This window comes from Acinetobacter cumulans, assembly GCF_003024525.3.
Taxonomy (GTDB): Bacteria; Pseudomonadota; Gammaproteobacteria; order Pseudomonadales; family Moraxellaceae; genus Acinetobacter; species Acinetobacter cumulans.
On record NZ_CP035934.2, the window covers coordinates 1,365,362 to 1,383,242 of the forward strand.

Genomic DNA, 17,881 nt, shown 5'->3' on the forward strand with positions numbered 1-17,881 from the left:
GGGTAAGACAATAATTTTTGGAGTATATATGCGCACCTTATACCAGTTTCCTTTATCGCATTTTTGTGAAAAAGCACGCTGGCTACTCGACCATAAAGAGCTTGAATATACTGCTCATAATTTGATGCCTGGTGTGCATCGTGCTTTTGCTCAGCTTAAAACAGGTCAAAATAAACTTCCTATTTTGCGTGATGAAGAATGTTGGGTTGCCGATTCTACGCAAATTGCACTGTATTTAGATGAAAAATACCCAGAACATGGCTTGCTGAGGGCTGATCCACAATTACGCACTCAAGCTTTAGATATTAATTTAATGTCAATTGAATTGGGGCAACATGTGCGCCGTTGGGGCTTATCACATGTGCTGAATGAAGGTGGTGAGTCTTTAGATATTTTAATTGGTGAAAAAGGCTACTTACGCCAATTTGAAAAATACAGTAAACCAATTTTGAAAGCGATTATGTCCAAAGGCTATCAGCTTGATACCGACAAAGTCGCGCAATCAAAAACACAGATGCAACAGCTCATTGAACAGCTGAATGAAAAAATTATTGAGCAGGGTGGTCGTTATTTTGTTGGCGACCGTATTGGTTTAGCAGATATTGCAGTTTGCTCGATGCTTGCACCTATCTTAGAGCTTGCAGGTACACCGTGGGAAAAAGAATCCGAAGATTTATTGTCGGATGAATTTAAAGACTATAAGGCCTACTTGCAGGAACTTCCATTAGGCCAATATGTACAACGAATATATCAAACAGAACGCAATGCACGGGTGGATTGGCGGGGTGTTTAATATGGTTGTTAATTAAGATTTAGACTCGTTTAAGGGTAAATCAAAAAGAATGCTGAAATCGTATCGAATTGACTTAAAGTATTAAAAAAACGCACCAGAAGGTGCATTTTTTTAATAGTACTTAGTAATAAATACTTTGCCTAGACAGCTTATACATAAGACGTAGGTGTATTTAGATCTAGCACAGGAGCTGTCAAAGGTAATGTGGTAATTAATTCAGGAATGTTACCAGTTAATAAGCCAGCAATTTTATTGGCTGCTTCACCTAATTGTGGCGCAATTGTACTAAGGTCAATCTGACCTAATCCACTTGCATTCGATAGAAGATCTGAAAGGTTTGGTAAGCTGGTCGTTGTTGAGCTGTTGCTATCGTGGCTTTGATCTGTAGATGGTTTGCTTAAGCTACCTAGTAGGTCGCCCAAGTCTGGAATATGTACGTTATCAAGTAAGTTGCTGAAATCACCTTTTTGATCCAGTACTGCAATGACTGGTTTCAATGAGTCAATGATATTATTTAGGTCGCTAGAAAGTGTTAATAATGATGGATTGCTTGTAAAGTCGATAATCGCTTTTACGCTGTTCAGTAAGTTATAAACGGTATTCACAGTTGTAACTTGGTCAGTATCTAAACTGCCACTGTCGGCCAGTAATTTGAGTAAAGGGCTAATCCCTTTGATCACACCTGAAATAGTTTCTGGAATATTCCCTTCGTTGGCTTTGGTTAATGTTCCTACTAAGGTTGTTACGCTACCAATCACTGAAGGTAAAGCTTTTTGCAGAAGTGCCATGTCAATTTTGGAGTTACCTGTATCGATAGATGCAAGTAATGGCATTAATGCTTGTGTAGCACCTTTGGCAATATCACCAAAATCAACATTACCCGATGTTGCACTGCCTGCAACTTGAATAATCGGCTGCGCAATATCAATGATTTTACTTAATGTGCTCACAATTTGACTCACGTCAGTATTGCTACTAGCACCTGCTAAAATTGTGAGCAGTGGTTTAACCGCGGTAATTGCAGAGGAAACACTATCTGATACATTGCCTTGATTGCCGAAGCTATTGATTAAGGTTGTAATGCTATTTACAACAGTAGGTAAAGATTGTAATAGCTGGCTTTGATTAATAGATGAAGTACCATTTGCTGATTGAAGTAAAGGTTGCAGGGTCTGCATCAGCGTATTGATGGTATCTGTATTCAGGGTTGGCTTTGCAGTACTAGCGCTTAGACTAGTCATTAAACTCATGAGCTTAGGTAAAGAACTTGATAAGCTACTGAGGTCAATCGTCGTTGGTTTGTTAGTAATTGAACTGATGATGGAACTAATTGGGTTAATAATAGTACTGAGACTATTTTGAATACTGCTGAGCTGTGTATTTGAGCTAAGAACCGGACTAATTTTAGTGCTGAGTAAGCTAATTAATTTAATTGCCATTTTTTATTCATTCCTTGTTATTTTCTAATCTGCTTTATTTTTGAGGGGGTCTTGTAAAGCAAATCTTTTTTAAACTGATTCAATTAAAATGTAAAATATTGAAAAATCCAGTAAAAATAAAAAAAAGAGAAGTTCATCACAAAAAATAATCTGTATATTGTTTTAATTAACTGAAAATAAAAGAATCTGTATTTAGTCAGATGATTTAAAAATTCTGACCAATGGTATACAGATGTATCGTATTTAAAGCTGAATTTTGCATTTATCTACATGATTTACATTAAGGCACAAGTACGCTATTTTTTATAAAAAGGATATTTGGGGATAAAAAATTCGAAAAATATGGAAATAACTGAAAAATAAATTTGCATTTCTCGTTTTCTTCTTTACATTAATTATTTATGTCACTTTTTAAGTGATTGTCGTACGAAAACAAAATAAATGTATATAAAGCTGTAGTTATGATGGAGCAAGGCATGGAATTAGATCGCTTTGATAAGCAAATTTTAGAAATATTAACCAATGAAGATCTGAATCTTAATGAATTGTCTGAGCGGATTAATTTATCAGTCAGTTCAGTCCATCGCCGTATTAAGCACTTGATTGATCAAAATATTATTTCTGGATTAAAACGAGAACTCAATTATCAGAAACTCGGTTTTAGTCTGCATGTGCTCTTGCAAGTATCATTAAGTAAGCATGACACAGACACCTTTGCAAAATTTCTAGAAGAGTTAGAAAGTATTCCTGAAGTGATTAATGCTTTTTTAGTGACGGGCCAATCTGCAGATTTTATTGTAGAAGTTGTTGCAAAAGATATGGAAAATTACAGCGATGTATTGTTAAAACGTATTGGAAAAATTGAACATGTGGTCGCACTGCATTCGAGTTTTGTGATTAAAGAATATAACGTATTTAATTGCACAGGATTGTTGAGCAAAGCTTAGTGACTTATCTTCATCTTATATGCAATAAATAAAAACGCGCCAATTGGCGCGTTTTTTTAGATGTATCTCGTTTTCAGCTTGATCAGTCGTCAAGTTGAGCAAGAACTTCATCCGTAAATTCAACGTTTGTATAAACGTTTTGTACATCGTCAAGGTCTTCAAACATATCGATCATTTTTACGATTTTCTTCGCTTGATCAACATCTGAAATTAATGCCTTAGTAGAAGGGTTCATTACAACTTCAGCGTTATCAGATTTTAAACCTGCAGCAGTTAAAGCATCTTGAACTTCACCAAATGTTTCTGGTGTTGTAATGACTAGAATTTCTTCTTCATCAACTTCAATATCTTCTGCGCCAGCTTCTAAAGCCACGTCCATGATTTTATCTTCTAAAGATACATCTTCAAAAGTAATCTCACCACGTTTAGTAAACATGTAGGCAACAGAACCTGCTGTACCTAAGTTACCATCAGTTTTTGAGAAGCAGTGACGAACATCTGGAACCGTACGGTTTAGGTTATCTGTCATTGTTTCAACAATAACAGCAACACCACCCACACCATAACCTTCGTAAGTCACTTCTTTTAGGTCTGCATTTTCTTCACCACCAACACCACGTGCAATTGCACGGTTAATAGTGTCACGTGTCATGTTTGCAACTAATGCTTTTTCGACTACTGCACGTAAACGTGGGTTAGAAGCAACATCGCCACCCCCTAAACGCGCTGCAGTAACGATTTCACGAATAAATTTTGTGAATACTTTAGCGCGACTCGCATCTTGTTTTGCTTTACGATGCTTTGTGTTAGCCCACTTGGAATGACCCGCCATGCGAAATATGCTCCTTGTAGATTGGCCTTATGCCTATCAAATTGTGCAAATTCTACCATAAGCACTTTTTTCTGATAAAGGGCTTAGCTTAGAGTTTTTAAACAATCAAAAATTTAGTTTTTAGATTCTGGGATAATAATATCCAATCCAGTATTTTCTTTATAAAGCTTTTTGAGTAAAGCTAAGTCATGGTCGAGTTCAGTTGGATAGATTTTTCCGAAGATCCCACCTTGTTTGGTTTTTGAATTAGCATACATTAATACAATGGGTACACCAGCGGCTTTAGCAATGTGCCAAAAACCAGTACGTATTGGCTTACGCGCTTCGCCACGCTTTGCTCGGGTCGCTTCAGGAGCAATGACCAAGTTAAATTCTGCGTTATTGGCAAAATGCTCAGCCATCTGAGAAACAATATCTTTATTCGCTTTACGATCGACAGGAATGCCCCCAATTGCATTGAGTAGAGGCTTGAAAGGGCCTTTAAAGAGTTCTTTTTTTATTAAAGTATGTATCTTGATGTTGTAGATGTTGAAAAGCGCTAGTGAAAGTACAGCATCCATCATTGATGTATGTTCAAAGCCAACAATCACTTGTTTTTTTTCTAGCACATCGGGTTCAACATGATAAGTCCAGCCTGCAAGCTTGAATGCAGACTCGCCAATAAATTTATTCAGCATGGGGTGTAAGAAGAGGTTGAAATAAAGTGCTTAATTTCTTCCTGTTTGAATCAACAGTCAAGAGTAAAACCGTATGCTTGATAATAATTTATGCGTGTTTTAATGACGTATTTCTGCCTGTTATTTAGAGTAAAAAAAACTAAGTCAATAAATATTAATTCATTAAATATATTATTTGATATAAAAAAAATATTAAAATGCGTGATTTTGCACTTTTTATTCAGTCAGATTCTTATTAGACTTTTGTCTTAGGTGTAAAGAATGCCTATGACAGATTTTATGGTTAAATTTTTTTGGAGACTGAAAAAAATGACTTTAATGAGCGTTTTGAGCTTTGCTCTAGCATTATTTATGTTAGTTGCTGTATGGTCTTTGATCGAAATTCAACTTGAATCTAAAAAGAAAGAAATAATTGAGTCTTAATTGTTCGATTTTGCTGAATGTTTAGAGAAGTGATACAGATATTCTTTTTATTTATAATTAAATAAAGTATTTATTATATATGTTTAATTAGACTTAAAAGCTATTACTTAAAGAAAACAAAGCTTGCACATATAAAGAAATATGATTCAAAACCAAAGTCTGTTACTTATAAACAGTCGTTTTGATACTTTATAAATGTTTTGAAAATGTACAACAAGCGCGAAAAGTACTTGTCTTTTGAAACAATGTTAGATAGTATTCTTTTCGCCTGAACTTGTTGAAATATAACAGTTTCGGTATATATAGGGCCTATAGCTCAGTTGGTTAGAGCAGCGGACTCATAATCCGTTGGTCCACAGTTCAAGTCTGTGTGGGCCCACCATATAAAACAACCACTTAGGTGCATTAATCCTAAGTGGTTTTTTAATATAAAAATTATAGGTAGCGAATAGGTAGCACAAAAATAATAACTTCTTATTTAAAGGATTGAGCAATGAGTTATATATTTCCATTTCTGCACTCTGTAAATCTTTCGCCAAGTAAAGATAGAATATAGAGTCAGCATCAATCTGACATTATTAAGTCTGGTGATTTAAATGAAGATTTATCAATTCTATCTACAATACAGCTGATAACTTTTTACACTTTAAGTAATGAAGAGATTCTTCAAGCCAATGAAAAAGAGATTCTTGCTGCATATAAGCGTGCGTGTATGTTGTTAGTCAATGATTTAAATCAAAAAAAAGTCGTATCAAAGTAGAAATTAAGAAATTAGGCCGTGTAGATAAGAAATCTTTTTTATCTGTATTAGAAAAGCATGACTATGTTTCTTTTAAAGATATACAATATTGGGGTTTGTTTGAAGATTCATTGTCTGAGTTTGTAATCACACTAAATAGCTTTAAAAAATTTGCTGAGTTTAGGCAGCTGACTACTCATAATCTATCTATGGCTTTGTTGCACAAACCTACCTCTAAGGGCTTATTCAGCAATATAATTCTAAAATGAATAAGCCCACACCTAAAATTTATCGTACAACCAATTGGTCATCCTACAATCGCGCTTTGATCAATCGTGGTAAATTAACGATTTGGTTTGATCCGAAAATGCAATGGTATGCACAGTCACAAGGTAAACATGGTCGCAATCAAACTTATTCTGATGCTGCTATCCAATGCTGTCTGATGATTAAATCTCTATTCCGTCTGTCTTTACGTATGGTCAATGGCTTTGTTCAAAGTCTCATTCATCTTTGTAGATTAGATTGGACAGCCCCAGATTATTCCACTATTTGTAGAAGACAAAAGCATATTGATATTGCAATTAATTATCAAAAAAGCAGTAATGGTCTCCACCTACTTGTCGATTCTACTGGCTTAAAGTTTTTAGGTGAAGGTGAATGGAAACGTAAAAAACATCAGCCTGAAAATCGTCGCCAATGGCGTAAATTACATATTGGTATCGATGCTGAAACCCTTCAAATACGTGCTATTCAGCTCACAACCAACAATGTGAATGATTCACAGGTGCTTGGTGATTTACTTGATCAGATTCCAGAAGAAGAACAGATTGACTCCATCTATACTGATGGGGCTTATGACACCAAGCAATGCCGTCAGCTAATCGCAGACCGACAAGCGCATGCGGTGATTCCACCAAGAAAAAATGCGAGACCTTGGAAAGATACAAAGATTAGCTCGCTAGAGCGAAATGAATTACTTCGAACCGTTAAACGTTTAGGCAGGACACTATGGAAAAAATGGTCAGGCTATCACCGTCGCAGTTTGGTTGAAACCAAGATGCATTGCATCAAATTATTAGGCGAAAAATTAATGGCAAGAAGCTTTCCCAGTCAAGTAAATGAAATTCATGCTCGTGTAGCCCTATTAAATAAATTTACGGAAATTGGCCGACCACATACCCAAGTTATGCCTTAAATTTTAGCGACTTAGGATAACTCTACCTTTAAAGACTCTATGCAACAAAGCCTTTTCTTTGATTAGAGCAACAAGATTAGGCGAATAGTGTTGTGTGCCTACTAATGTTCCAGCTTTTGCTTTGTTGTAGCAATTTGAAAAGGGTTACATGGAAATACCACGCTGTCGAGCAGTTTCAGAGACATTGTCTTGATTTGATTCAATCGCTTTGATTGCTTCAGCTTTGAATTCTGCTGTATAAAACTTTTGTTTTTTTCTCATGGTAAACTCCTAATGAGTATGTTTAGTTTACCAAGTTAAATTTTCTGTTTTTATCAGCACACATCAATCGTAGAATGGCAAAAAAACAACTAGAATTGGGATAGTGTTTTAAATAATCATCTAACTAAAGATTACAGTAGTAATCTTTAGTTGTTCAAATTAATTTAGGTGCAAAATGGGTTCAACACTTTCTTTTATCGGACTAAAGATGATGTTAGCAATGACTTCAACTCCCACCACCTCCTCATAAGTCAATTTACATTTATAATTCTGAAAGCGACATGAGTTGTCGCCTAAGGCTGAAAATTAAAAAAATGGATTGGCTAAAATATACCTAAAAGATTATTTTTATTTAGTAAGAAATGGCTTGCAAAGCTAGGATATGGGGAATAGTCCACTTTGAACTTAAATAATTTAAAAAAAATGATGGTGGCGATAGATCAGAATCAGCCTGTAAATCTTATTCGTTTTAAGCGTTTGGTTGCACAATTAAATATTCCACATCGACTTGAAGCCTCAGATATACGTGGAATTAAAATTAAGGGCGATCTTTATCAGATTGAATATATTCACCCGACCATTGAAAAAGAGATTCAAAATTTAGTCAGCAACATGGGGCATGATCGGATGAGTGCTGCCAAACAGAATCGTAGTCATCAGCATAAAGTTATTGGTTCATATATTCTAATAAGACAATTGTCAGAACATCCACAAGTGGTTGTTTTTGAACAAGATGGTTGTTATCAAACGCCAGTAAGTTTGTCACGTTATGCGGTTATTGTGGAAAACCGTCAAGTCTTTTTAAATAGTGAAAAATTTAAAAATTTTTTAAAAAATCATACCCATGTGCCATGTGATCAACCTCTAGATTTTATCTTTGGTACAGGAAATGAAATTGCGAATTCTTTACATCAAAACTTTTTGAATCAGTATGAACATTTGTACTTATGTTTTGATTGTGATTATGGTGGACTCCAAATAGCAAAAAATTTATTTCAATTATTACCTAATAAAACAATGACTTTTGTGCAACCTTATGACATTCAAAAAACGTTTGGAGCAAGTGGTACATGCTTTGAGTTCAGATGAAATTGAAAAGCTAGTCCATTTCGCAGTTGATGCGCCTATTTTTATTCGTCCTTTTGCACGACTGCTGTGCAGCACCCAACGCCGACTTGAACAAGAGAGTTTTTTATATGATCAATGATAGTTTGTCGCTATTACAGTTCACGTTAAAGCGGTTGGTCTTTGTGAACGCTGCCAAGCATGCTTATTCTGAATTGCTTCTAGATCAGCACTTAGCTATGTTTGGGCGAAATAATAATGGTAAAACGGCAAGCTTAGCTGCAACCAAATTGTTACTATTTCCAGAAGTAAACTTTAAGCATTGTTTCCAAAAATTCGGTTTTGAAGGAAAGGATGGACAGTATGATACTGAACAATCATTTCGCTTTTACTTTCCCACGCTTAAATCTTATATCGCACTTGAAGTTGAAAACCCAAGTGGCACATTTACCATGGTGTTGTTTCGTGCGCCAAGTAGTGAAAAAAGTCAAAACTATGCTTATCACCGTGCATTTATTCCACTTCCATATCAAGAAGTGCGCCATTTATTTTGGAATGAATTCGAACAAGATTTTGCGGAAAATTTAAGTACTGAAAGCCTGCTGAAATTCACTCAAAAGCAACGTGGCCTCATTATTCAAGAAGCGGCAAAACTCCGCCAAATGATTTTTGCACGTTTAGGTAGTCCAGATGCCCAATATTGTATTATTCCGTTAAAAAACAATAATGCAGATTCAATCAATGCTTTTAGAAAGGTCTATAATTTAGCGTTTTCGATGTCGAGTAATGTTTCAGATGTTCTTTCATCTGCGATCGCTGCCCTAATTGAAATGCAACGTGGTCGTGAGGAAGAAAAACTTGATCATGACTTAGAAGAAACCTATCAAAAATATTTACAACTGAATCAACAAAGCCAAACTTTAAAATTAAAACAAAATAATTTAGAACGCTTTAATCTTTTAGCCAGCGAATTTAAAGCCATTTATCAGGCAACATATGATTATTCAACACAACATCAAGCGATTGATTATTATGTCAACTTACAGCGAAATAAATTGGAACCCGAAAAAATTAAGCAGCAAAGTCAGCTGAATGAGTTTAATCTTCAACTGCGTGATTTAAAAAATAATATCGCCCAAATAAAAGAAACAGTCATTGGATTAGAGACAAATCTGAGAACACGCAATAAAGATGTGAATTTGACCAATAAAGACATAGAAAATGCGCAAAAAGTGCAATATGAATATCCACATGACATGTCTATTCATGAGATTAAAGCGGCACTTTATGCAGAAACTCAAGAATTGATGAAAGAACGAGAATTATTAAGAGATAGCACAAAAGTAGCAGAAGAATTTCAAAAGAAAAGAAAGCTATTGAATGAAAGACAACAACAATTGGAACAGCTTTCGACAGAGATTCAAAGCATAAAAAATCAAAAAGATGATGAATTATTGGTTAATCAAGTGACTGATCATAGTCGACAAATATTACATAGTTTGAACAGCAAATTAGTGAATATTCGACAAGCATTACCCGCGGAAGATCTTCACACTGTTGAGTCTTTCACTGCACTTTTTCAAATGACATCATCTTCACTCTCATTTAAAAATCAGTTGATTGCTATTCCATCCAAACAGTATCAACCTAAACAAGTATTACAGCAGTTGGAAGATGAGTTTTTAGCATTAAATGTAGATGTTGAAAATCTTGCACAGGATGTTAAATATTTGGAGCAGTTAATACGTAATGCACACAATCTGGAGTTCAACCAAGCCAACGAGTTAAAGCTCAGCAATGATATTCAAAAAAATGAAAATGATATGCGTCTGTTGGATGCTTTAGCATCGAATACGCAGCGTGCAAAGGAATTCACCACAGAAATTAACAGTTTAAATGAACAAAAAGAAAAATATGTAGAGCAGTTGAATGCGTACGAAATTCAATTTGACGATCTACGCAATCTGCAAGGAAATTGCCAATCGATTTTGGATCAACTTACAGACCAACATGATAAGTTTAAAAAAATAGTCGACTTCTTGGGGCATGCCTCGCAAATGTATGCGGTGCTACCTTCAACAGCAGCCGATCATCACGAATCACAACTCAATTCAACGGCTGTACACGACTTGTTTGAACAAGCGCATGGCTTAAGTGATTTGGCTAAACAATTAAAAGATAAATATAACCAGTTTGTCTTCAAATTTACCCAATTTTCCAATGAAGTACCCACGGCCGATATCGATTTAAATCGTGTATACATTCAACTCGATGAATTGGAACAAAGTTTTGAAATTTATCAAAATATGTTCGCAAATTTAGATTTAGAACATCAGCAATTTAAACATGCTGTACTTGGGCATAACGAAGAAATACGATCACAAGTGAATGAAATTAATGAGGCACAAGATCAACTGCATCGTGTTGTCGCCATGATTAACCAAAAAATTAATCATCATCAAATTTCCAATTTAACTGAAATTCGATTACAACTAGACACCGTTTCTGATTTCGATGCTTTAAAAAACACCTTAGAAAAACATAATATTTCGGGTGAAACATTAGCAGAGGAATCATTCTACTTATCGTTAATCGCTTTCTTTAATAAGCATCAAGACAAAGGTCGTTTGAAAATGGCCAATCTCATCGAATCCATCCAGTATCGTTATAAAATTGATGGACAAGAAGTCGTTAAATCACAATCTGGTGGAACGACTACGACAATTACTTCTTTTGTATTGGCTGTGCTTTTAAAAGAAATTCAAGTGATTGGCACGTCTGTGCGCATTCCAATTATTGTCGATGAAATATCAGCTTTAGATGCTGAAAATACGGCGTCTACTATTCAACAGATCGGAGAGCATGGTTTTTCAATCTTCTGTGCTACACCAGAATTGACGGCGTATTTGGTTTCAGAAGTGGGGCGCTATATTTACATTAATCAAAATGTCGCCAAGAACATTATGGAACCTGAGTGCCAGTGGAATATTATGCCGCACCATGTAAATCATTGGGGGACACATGAAGCTCAATCGTGACCTCATTATTAAAGCCATTATTGATGAAAAGAGTTATTTTTTAAGATTTATAGATTACATCAATGAGCATCATTCGGGTGGTGAGTTTCCTAAGAGCTTATATATTGATTTTTTTGAACGTCAAATTCGTAATCAAGCCAAACTTGACGCGACTAAAGCCAATCTCATTCAGCTCCTGAGCCTTGAATCCTTGATCGATAATCATATTTTTGCCGATTTTCCATCAACAGGACAATTGGTGCTCAATAAAACCGTACTTGATCTACTCAGTTTTCTAGACACGAAGCGTAGCCGGCAATTGGTGAATGCTCAGTTAGAAGACATGCGTAAACGTACCGTGGTTGTGGCACTTGATATACAACATGCTGAAGTCGGTAGCCAAAGCTATAAAGAAAATGTACTGAGTTTTAAATTACTACTGAATGAAATTCACAGTAAGGTGCAAGAAAACTGTACCGTTTTACAAAGTCGATTGGAAAGTTTTGCGGAAGAATATCGACTCTTTGAATTGGGCGAAAGCCAATTGACCATTCAAGATCTATATACGCAAGTCAACCAACTCTTTTTACGCAATGTGAAACCTTTTTTAGATTTTACTTCAACCGATCAAATTTTAACGGTGCAGTCTTTTCATGAGGCGGTCACTTCAATCATCGATTTTTTTGAAGGGCAATGCGACATTGAATTGGCATATCAACTCAGTTATCGACTCACTGCAATAACATCCTACTATAAAGATATTCAATTAATCTCTGAGCATATTAGCCGTTATTTACATCAAATTGGGCAAGATCGCTCAAGTTATTTGGCAATTGAAAATGCCTTTTCTGAATTGATGAATGCTTTAGAACCACTACGACACGGCGGTGCTAAAAATATTAAGCTTAAACCAGATGCTGAGTTTTTTGAACATTTAACGGTATTCGAAGGACTTGCTGACCATAAAAAGAAATATCAAGCAAAACTCAATTTGGAGCCAGAAAAGAGTCTATTTCCATTTGAATATTATTTAGAGCGTTTATATTCAAAGCCCTATAAAGAAACGCAAGTTATTGAACGTGTAGCGCTACCCAAAACTATACGTTTAGAAGAAACACGAAAAAAAATGATCATGAATTTAGTCGCGAATTTATCTTTACCGAACCAAATTGATGATATTTATTTGTATACGCATGAGCAACTTCAACAGCATTTAAATGATTATTCCCTCAAAGATATTTTGTTTGGTTTAGAGATGTTATTGCCTTTATTAAGAAGTGATTTCCACGGGCAACAACAAAGAGGGCGAGTTGAAGATCTACAGTATTATTTAGAATATTCTGTGCTTTCATGGCATAAAAAAGAGGTGATGCATGGTTAGTCTACAAAAAAGTGAACAGATCTTTAATACTTTAATGAATGGTCGAATCATCAATCGCGAAATCATTGATAATGATGTTTTAGTTGCAAATCCATTATTTAATGAAATTATGGACAACCTAGAAGTGTATAAAAAACAATATGAAATGAGTGGTTTCAAGTTTTTACATTCAGGGGATTATGTCTATATTACTGAAGATGAAAAGAATAAAACCGACATTGCCATGAAGGCACAAATTCTACTGCTATTGATTGGCAAATATCTGAATAACAATAATTACAGCCTACAAAAAATTAAACATTTGAATGTTGGTCTAACACGTTCAGACATTTTAGGTGTTCAGGCGATGCCAGAGACCATTGAATTGTTAAATCGAGCAGGCATGGGGGATGATGTTTTTGTTCAAATCAAAAATATATTGGTCGAACGTCATATTTTATTAGAAAAAACCAGTTCTGAATCTTTTATTTTATCGGCAATTGGCGAAAAGTTTTTTGATGAATTACATCCATTGTATTTAGGTTAGATTGAATAGCCACCATTCTCCTAGACAAATTTCGTCTATTCTGTCACTGATACAGTAGAGCATTTATGTGTATCGTGGTAGCATTTATCAATGATTTTAAACCTTAATCATTCCACCTATAATTAAGTCAATTATTGAATCGCCATATTGCTTTAAACCATCAATATCACTCGGATTTGCAAGAAAACGTAAAGCACCATTCATGATCATGCCAATGATGTTATGCCCCGTATTTTCACAATCCAAATTGGCTCTAAAAAAACCAAGTTCAACACCGTGTTTTAAGTAATTGGCAGTTAAAATGCCGCCCATTTGCATAACACCTTGCACAAATTGAGTAAGTTCGGCATCAATTGAAGTCGCTTCAAGTAACAGCAACTTCAAAGAGAGAGGATTTTCTTGAGCAAACTGTCTTAAACGTTCAGAAATATGCTGACATTGCTCACGATACTCTTCGACATTCTTTACCGCCTGAGGTGTATTTTCACCAGAGAGAAGCGACATAATTTTTTGCATAGTATCAGAAATGACATGCTGCAAGCCCATAGTATATTGTCGAAAATATTGATGAAATTTGTCTAGGTTAAACCATTGTAAAAGAGCATACTAAAAACGATAATCGCCTCTATATTGATGTTGAATGCTCTTTTAGTAAAAGCTGTATATTGTCAAAATTTAATAGAGTTATAAGGGTAGTGGGGCAGTTTGGTGGTGGAAAAACTGTTATTTGATTAAAAAAACAACACTTAAACTATGTATCCTGGCGTGTATCCTAAATATTATGAAAAGTAATTAATTGATTAAAAACAAAAGGGTAGGTGGAGGTTTTCGTCCATGTGGGCCCACCATATAAAACAACCACTTAGGTGCATTAATCCTAAGTGGTTTTTTAATGAGTTATTTTATTTAAGAAAATTTAAGTGTTTGTTTTATTTGTATTAAATTATATCTACTCCAGCTGATAAATTAAAAACTAAAGTTTTACAATGAATTATGTAAATATGTTGTAAAAGATAAATGAAATATTTTGGATGTTTATACATCTATTGAGTTAATGTGTGATTTATCTTGAATTGACTTAAATCAAGTGCAAAATGGAAGGGTATTTTCTCTATAGCCCTATGTTGCTTAATTTTACTTACTATTTATTTTTAACGAGTAATATTACAAAAATCAAAACTTGGTGATGATTCTGTCCCAATAAAAATCAATAAAAGAAAACCCAGAGAGTTCGACCAGGTCTACTTGCAGCATTAGCTATAAAGTTTTAGATAAATTTCAATACATTGCTGTAATTCACTTAGCATTGCCCATTTTAAAGGTGGCTATCGCACGTTGGCGTGACATTTTTAAATCAATGATAGGGTGCGGGTAGTCTAAATTGGAATCTGTAATATAAGCATAAGGCTCATGAATCTGTTTAGCATCACAGCTGGCCAGTTCTGGCACCCAGCGTCGAATATAATCGCCTTGAGCATCAAATTTTTGTGATTGGCTGGTTGGATTAAATACTCGAAAATACGGCACAGAATCTGTACCTGTTGAAGCAGACCATTGCCAACCACCGTTATTGGCGGCAAAGTCGCCATCGACGAGTTGTTGCATAAACCATGCTTCGCCTTTACGCCAATCAATCAATAAATTTTTGGCTAAAAACATGGCGCAAATCATACGAACACGATTATGCATCCAGCCTGTGGCTAACATTTGGCGCATTCCAGCATCCACAATAGGAATACCAGTCTGGCCGTATTTCCAAGCATTTAGTGCCTCGTCATCTTGTAACCACGAAATATTTTCTGTGTTCCGTTTAAACGGAAGATGCTTAGATACATGCGAAAAATCAGCCATAACATGTTGATAAAACTCACGCCACAATAATTCATTTAGCCAAAATTGCTGGCCTGAGTTTTGAATATAAAAGTGGCCTTGTTGAGCATTAAATAATGCCTCTAAACATTGCCGAATAGATAGAATCCCAATATTTAAGTAGACTGAAAGCTGGCTAGTTCCTTCAATTGCAGGAAAGTCGCGGGTTTGATCATATTGCACTAGATTTGAATCTATAAAATGCATTAAGTGATCGAGAGCAACTTGCTCTCCCACAGGCCAAAGCTGTTGCTTTTCTGCTGATATTGCTTCAAACCCCAATTGTTCAAGACTAGGTATAAGGTTGTCGATTCCTTCATTATCAAACACCATTTGCTGTGCTTCAATAGCTGGGAGAGCTTGTGGCACGCAAATATTTAGTTGCTCTATACAGTTCTTTTTGAAGGCACTAAATACTTGATAGGGTTGGTTTGATTTGTTGCGAATCGTATGTAAAGGAAAGATTGTTCGATCTGTATATTGCTCAAATTGACAATCCATTTTTGACACTTGAGTTGCAACAGATAGATCACGTTGCTTTTCATTCCAGCCATTTTCAATATTGCAATGTATGGTTTTAATTTGAAAGCGTTGGCAGAGCTGTTTGAGTGCTGCTGGAATATCTTGCCAGAGTGGCACGGTTTGAATATGTAGAGGAATATTGAAAGCACGTAACGAATTTTTTAATTCGGCTAACTGACGTAAATAAAAATCAATTTTAATAGTCGCATCTTGATGAAGTTTCCATTGATCTGGACTTAAGATTACAACAGCCATACAGGGGCCATTTTGTTGTGCAAAATATAAAGCACTGTGATCTTGAATGCGGAGGTCATTACGAAACCATACCAATTGCATCATATTTAATTTCTCTGCCTAAACTAAAATGAGGGTAGTTAAAATATGTACTTTGCAAATCCTAATGGAGTGATGCTACATATTGTGCGCGAAGGTATTGGTAAATATACAAGCTACTTTTAAATTGTGTAGAAAATTTCGTGAACAATTGTTTAAATTTGATAAATTAAGCAGTTACAAGCTAGATTTTGCTATGATCAGTCTTTAACATGCTAAATAACCTAGTGCATTTAAATGAGTGAGCTCACTTCTCGCTAGGACAGAAAAATGAAGGATTTTATAATGAAGTTGAAAACAGCCTTATTTGTATTGGTTTCTGTTGTTTCAGTTGCAGCGCTTACGGCTTGTGTTAAAAAAGAAGCAGCGCAAGAGACTGCTCCAGCCCCAGCAACAACAGCAGAAGCTTCAGCAGCTGAAACCCCTGTAACGAATATTGAAGTTAGCCCAGATATGATTGATGCTGCACCATTAGAAGGTCAAGCAACATCGGAAGCAACAGCAAAATAAGCACGAACGGCTTTGTGAATACATCTTATGTTAAGCGATTTCGCGAACAGTACTTAAAATTACAAAGCCGTTTATTCAAGTTGAAAAAAGTCTTATTTTAAAGGCGATAGCTGATTAATTTCATTTACAACGTGTATCGAATTGATGAAAGCAATTAGAATCAGTTGTGATTGTTCAATATGGCAGTTTAAAGCTAAAAACTAGCATGTTGCATCGGCTTGAAAGAACTGGATTAACTTGCAGTCTTATTGAGCCATAATGCAGATTTTTCATGGATATTCCATGAAGCCCAATCATGTGAATCAATGCGAATCACCATGAGTGCATCTTTGGCATAAATATGTGACAGCAGTTGGTCTCGAATTTCCTCAGAGCTCAGCTCACTCAGTAAAATCCAAGTGTCTTTGAGGGGGGTAATAGGTTTGATACTACTCAATTGAATAATTTTTTTCTCGAGATCATCATATTCTCGTTTTGATCTTGCTTCTAAGCTTATTAAATAAGTGGTCATGTTGAGTCTCATTGTATATAGAGATATTTTTTTGTTGCAAGAGTTTTTACTAAATAACACTTTGTTTTAAAATAAAGTTTTTGAAATATATAATCATTATCCATATAGAGTTCATCATAAATATTTTGTTGAAAATATTCAATAGTTTTGTTAACCCGTTCACTGTTTTTGGATGTTCTGCCAAAATCTGTATTATTTGTAATATTCTGATGAATGGAATTTGACAGGCTTAAAAAATATGATAATAAATAGGTATGGTTTTAACCTTATGGTGAAAACCGAAGCATTTCAGGATGAAATTGCTTAGAAGCGTTTTATAAAATTAAACGGGAGTTTTAACAACATGCTTCATTTATTTAGAAAACTATTTTGTATGCACATTTATGAATATGAGCAAATGGAAGAAATCGGTACGCACAAGGAATGTCGCAAGTGCGGTGATACTAAATAATAAAACAGTGAGCGAAAGCTCACTTTTTTATGGTTGATGTTTTATCGTGTGTACTGTTGACAGGGTGATTTCATATTACAATGTGCACCTACTAAAGATATGAATACGCACATGGCAAAAGATTTTCAATCAGATACTTACGTAGTCGATGATCAATTACAGGATACTTTGACTTGGTTATGTCATCATCAAGAGAGTTTTGATTCTTTTCGCTACGATGCCATTGATGCTGAATTGGTGGTGTTTCATGCCAATGGACAAGATGTTATTAAAGAAGGTGATTATTTGAATGCACGTTATGGAATTTTAATTACTGCACATAATTTTGCAAAATAACTAGCTGTCTTATAAATAAAAAAGCCCAAATTGAATTGGGCTTTTTCAATT

17 protein-coding genes and 1 tRNA gene are annotated in these 17,881 nt (G+C 35.1%); 11 read left to right on the forward strand and 7 right to left on the reverse strand.

Annotated elements, in window-relative coordinates:
- Positions 1-28: 28 nt before the first annotated feature.
- Entirely contained in the window at positions 29-793 is a 765-nt protein-coding gene (locus tag C9E88_RS06430; protein WP_106986669.1) for a glutathione S-transferase family protein, read from the forward strand.
- A gap of 149 nt (positions 794-942) precedes the next feature.
- Here C9E88_RS06430 and C9E88_RS06435 read toward each other — a convergent pair whose 3' ends face one another.
- Positions 943-2,232 (reverse strand): phage tail family protein, encoded by a 1,290-nt coding sequence (locus C9E88_RS06435; RefSeq protein WP_106986668.1) that lies wholly within the window; start codon positions 2,230-2,232, stop codon positions 943-945.
- Between the two features lie 476 nt (positions 2,233-2,708).
- On the opposite strand from C9E88_RS06435, the gene C9E88_RS06440 reads away from it, so the two are divergent.
- Positions 2,709-3,179, forward strand: coding sequence for an Lrp/AsnC family transcriptional regulator (locus C9E88_RS06440; protein WP_106986675.1), 471 nt, complete (start codon positions 2,709-2,711; stop codon positions 3,177-3,179).
- An 82-nt stretch (positions 3,180-3,261) separates the two neighbouring features.
- Here the strand turns inward: C9E88_RS06440 and C9E88_RS06445 are convergent, their stop codons facing one another.
- Together C9E88_RS06445 and C9E88_RS06450 are read right to left on the reverse strand one after the other, a co-directional pair.
- The gene (locus tag C9E88_RS06445) at positions 3,262-4,011 is read right to left on the reverse strand and encodes a YebC/PmpR family DNA-binding transcriptional regulator (RefSeq protein WP_106986667.1); all 750 of its coding nucleotides are present in this window, start codon (positions 4,009-4,011) and stop codon (positions 3,262-3,264) included.
- A 113-nt stretch (positions 4,012-4,124) separates the two neighbouring features.
- Complete coding sequence (locus tag C9E88_RS06450; protein WP_106986666.1) at positions 4,125-4,688, reverse strand: 1-acyl-sn-glycerol-3-phosphate acyltransferase; 564 nt, start codon at positions 4,686-4,688, stop codon at positions 4,125-4,127.
- 261 nt (positions 4,689-4,949) lie between these two features.
- On the opposite strand from C9E88_RS06450, the gene C9E88_RS06455 reads away from it, so the two are divergent.
- From C9E88_RS06455 to C9E88_RS06465, 3 genes are all read left to right on the forward strand, one after another.
- A complete protein-coding gene (locus C9E88_RS06455) occupies positions 4,950-5,111 on the forward strand; it encodes a hypothetical protein (RefSeq protein ID WP_155687858.1) in 162 nt (53 codons plus the stop codon).
- 305 nt (positions 5,112-5,416) lie between these two features.
- Positions 5,417-5,493 (forward strand) — tRNA-Ile (locus tag C9E88_RS06460).
- Between the two features lie 622 nt (positions 5,494-6,115).
- Positions 6,116-7,048, forward strand: a complete 933-nt coding sequence (locus C9E88_RS06465) for an IS5 family transposase (protein ID WP_106986774.1) — start codon at positions 6,116-6,118, stop codon at positions 7,046-7,048.
- A 144-nt stretch (positions 7,049-7,192) separates the two neighbouring features.
- On the opposite strand, the gene C9E88_RS17980 is transcribed toward C9E88_RS06465, so the two are convergent.
- Entirely contained in the window at positions 7,193-7,309 is a 117-nt protein-coding gene (locus C9E88_RS17980) for a transposase (RefSeq protein ID WP_106986650.1), read from the reverse strand.
- Between the two features lie 399 nt (positions 7,310-7,708).
- Here C9E88_RS17980 and C9E88_RS06475 point away from each other — a divergent pair, with 399 nt between their 5' ends.
- The 4 genes from C9E88_RS06475 to C9E88_RS06490 all read left to right on the forward strand — a co-directional run bounded on the left by C9E88_RS06475 (position 7,709) and on the right by C9E88_RS06490 (position 13,298).
- A complete protein-coding gene (locus tag C9E88_RS06475) occupies positions 7,709-8,398 on the forward strand; it encodes a hypothetical protein (RefSeq protein WP_106986649.1) in 690 nt (229 codons plus the stop codon).
- Positions 8,399-8,505: 107 nt separating this feature from the next.
- Positions 8,506-11,412 carry a hypothetical protein gene (locus tag C9E88_RS06480; RefSeq protein WP_106986648.1) on the forward strand — a complete coding sequence of 969 codons (2,907 nt, stop codon included), beginning with the start codon at positions 8,506-8,508 and terminating at the stop codon, positions 11,410-11,412.
- Positions 11,396-12,772: a hypothetical protein gene (locus C9E88_RS06485; RefSeq protein ID WP_106986647.1), complete on the forward strand. Its 1,377-nt coding sequence runs from the start codon at positions 11,396-11,398 to the stop codon at positions 12,770-12,772. Before C9E88_RS06480 ends, C9E88_RS06485 begins: the two co-directional genes overlap by 17 nt.
- The gene (locus C9E88_RS06490) at positions 12,765-13,298 is read left to right on the forward strand and encodes a condensin complex protein MksE (protein WP_106986646.1); all 534 of its coding nucleotides are present in this window, start codon (positions 12,765-12,767) and stop codon (positions 13,296-13,298) included. The genes C9E88_RS06485 and C9E88_RS06490 overlap by 8 nt, the downstream gene beginning before the upstream one ends.
- 96 nt (positions 13,299-13,394) lie before the next feature.
- Here C9E88_RS06490 and C9E88_RS06495 read toward each other — a convergent pair whose 3' ends face one another.
- Positions 13,395-13,802 carry a hypothetical protein gene (locus C9E88_RS06495; RefSeq protein WP_227865887.1) on the reverse strand — a complete coding sequence of 136 codons (408 nt, stop codon included), beginning with the start codon at positions 13,800-13,802 and terminating at the stop codon, positions 13,395-13,397.
- 792 nt (positions 13,803-14,594) lie between these two features.
- Positions 14,595-16,025: a cryptochrome/photolyase family protein gene (locus C9E88_RS06500; protein WP_178962769.1), complete on the reverse strand. Its 1,431-nt coding sequence runs from the start codon at positions 16,023-16,025 to the stop codon at positions 14,595-14,597.
- A gap of 282 nt (positions 16,026-16,307) precedes the next feature.
- Here C9E88_RS06500 and C9E88_RS06505 point away from each other — a divergent pair, with 282 nt between their 5' ends.
- The gene (locus C9E88_RS06505; RefSeq protein ID WP_227865889.1) at positions 16,308-16,532 is read left to right on the forward strand and encodes a hypothetical protein; all 225 of its coding nucleotides are present in this window, start codon (positions 16,308-16,310) and stop codon (positions 16,530-16,532) included.
- 232 nt (positions 16,533-16,764) lie between these two features.
- On the opposite strand, the gene C9E88_RS06510 is transcribed toward C9E88_RS06505, so the two are convergent.
- Positions 16,765-17,043: a hypothetical protein gene (locus tag C9E88_RS06510; RefSeq protein WP_106986644.1), complete on the reverse strand. Its 279-nt coding sequence runs from the start codon at positions 17,041-17,043 to the stop codon at positions 16,765-16,767.
- Positions 17,044-17,605: 562 nt separating this feature from the next.
- Between C9E88_RS06510 and C9E88_RS06515 the strand changes: the two genes are divergently transcribed.
- The gene (locus C9E88_RS06515) at positions 17,606-17,830 is read left to right on the forward strand and encodes a hypothetical protein (RefSeq protein WP_106986651.1); all 225 of its coding nucleotides are present in this window, start codon (positions 17,606-17,608) and stop codon (positions 17,828-17,830) included.
- The last annotated feature ends 51 nt before the right edge of the window (positions 17,831-17,881 follow it).

What these genes read in the sequence shown, in the direction of transcription:
- C9E88_RS06480 (WP_106986648.1), top strand. Translation starts at nt 8,506, where the DNA reads ATGATCAATGATAGTTTGTCGCTATTACAGTTCACGTTAAAGCGGTTG.
- C9E88_RS06465 (WP_106986774.1), top strand. Translation starts at nt 6,116, where the DNA reads ATGAATAAGCCCACACCTAAAATTTATCGTACAACCAATTGGTCATCC.
- C9E88_RS06430 (WP_106986669.1), top strand. Translation starts at nt 29, where the DNA reads ATGCGCACCTTATACCAGTTTCCTTTATCGCATTTTTGTGAAAAAGCA.
- C9E88_RS06445 (WP_106986667.1), bottom strand. Translation starts at nt 4,011, where the DNA reads ATGGCGGGTCATTCCAAGTGGGCTAACACAAAGCATCGTAAAGCAAAA.
- C9E88_RS06490 (WP_106986646.1), top strand. Translation starts at nt 12,765, where the DNA reads ATGGTTAGTCTACAAAAAAGTGAACAGATCTTTAATACTTTAATGAAT.
- C9E88_RS17980 (WP_106986650.1), bottom strand. Translation starts at nt 7,309, where the DNA reads ATGAGAAAAAAACAAAAGTTTTATACAGCAGAATTCAAAGCTGAAGCA.
- C9E88_RS06510 (WP_106986644.1), bottom strand. Translation starts at nt 17,043, where the DNA reads ATGACCACTTATTTAATAAGCTTAGAAGCAAGATCAAAACGAGAATAT.
- C9E88_RS06505 (WP_227865889.1), top strand. Translation starts at nt 16,308, where the DNA reads ATGAAGTTGAAAACAGCCTTATTTGTATTGGTTTCTGTTGTTTCAGTT.
- C9E88_RS06455 (WP_155687858.1), top strand. Translation starts at nt 4,950, where the DNA reads ATGCCTATGACAGATTTTATGGTTAAATTTTTTTGGAGACTGAAAAAA.
- C9E88_RS06495 (WP_227865887.1), bottom strand. Translation starts at nt 13,802, where the DNA reads ATGTCGCTTCTCTCTGGTGAAAATACACCTCAGGCGGTAAAGAATGTC.
- C9E88_RS06485 (WP_106986647.1), top strand. Translation starts at nt 11,396, where the DNA reads ATGAAGCTCAATCGTGACCTCATTATTAAAGCCATTATTGATGAAAAG.
- C9E88_RS06515 (WP_106986651.1), top strand. Translation starts at nt 17,606, where the DNA reads ATGGCAAAAGATTTTCAATCAGATACTTACGTAGTCGATGATCAATTA.
- C9E88_RS06435 (WP_106986668.1), bottom strand. Translation starts at nt 2,232, where the DNA reads ATGGCAATTAAATTAATTAGCTTACTCAGCACTAAAATTAGTCCGGTT.
- C9E88_RS06500 (WP_178962769.1), bottom strand. Translation starts at nt 16,025, where the DNA reads ATGCAATTGGTATGGTTTCGTAATGACCTCCGCATTCAAGATCACAGT.
- C9E88_RS06450 (WP_106986666.1), bottom strand. Translation starts at nt 4,688, where the DNA reads ATGCTGAATAAATTTATTGGCGAGTCTGCATTCAAGCTTGCAGGCTGG.
- C9E88_RS06440 (WP_106986675.1), top strand. Translation starts at nt 2,709, where the DNA reads ATGGAATTAGATCGCTTTGATAAGCAAATTTTAGAAATATTAACCAAT.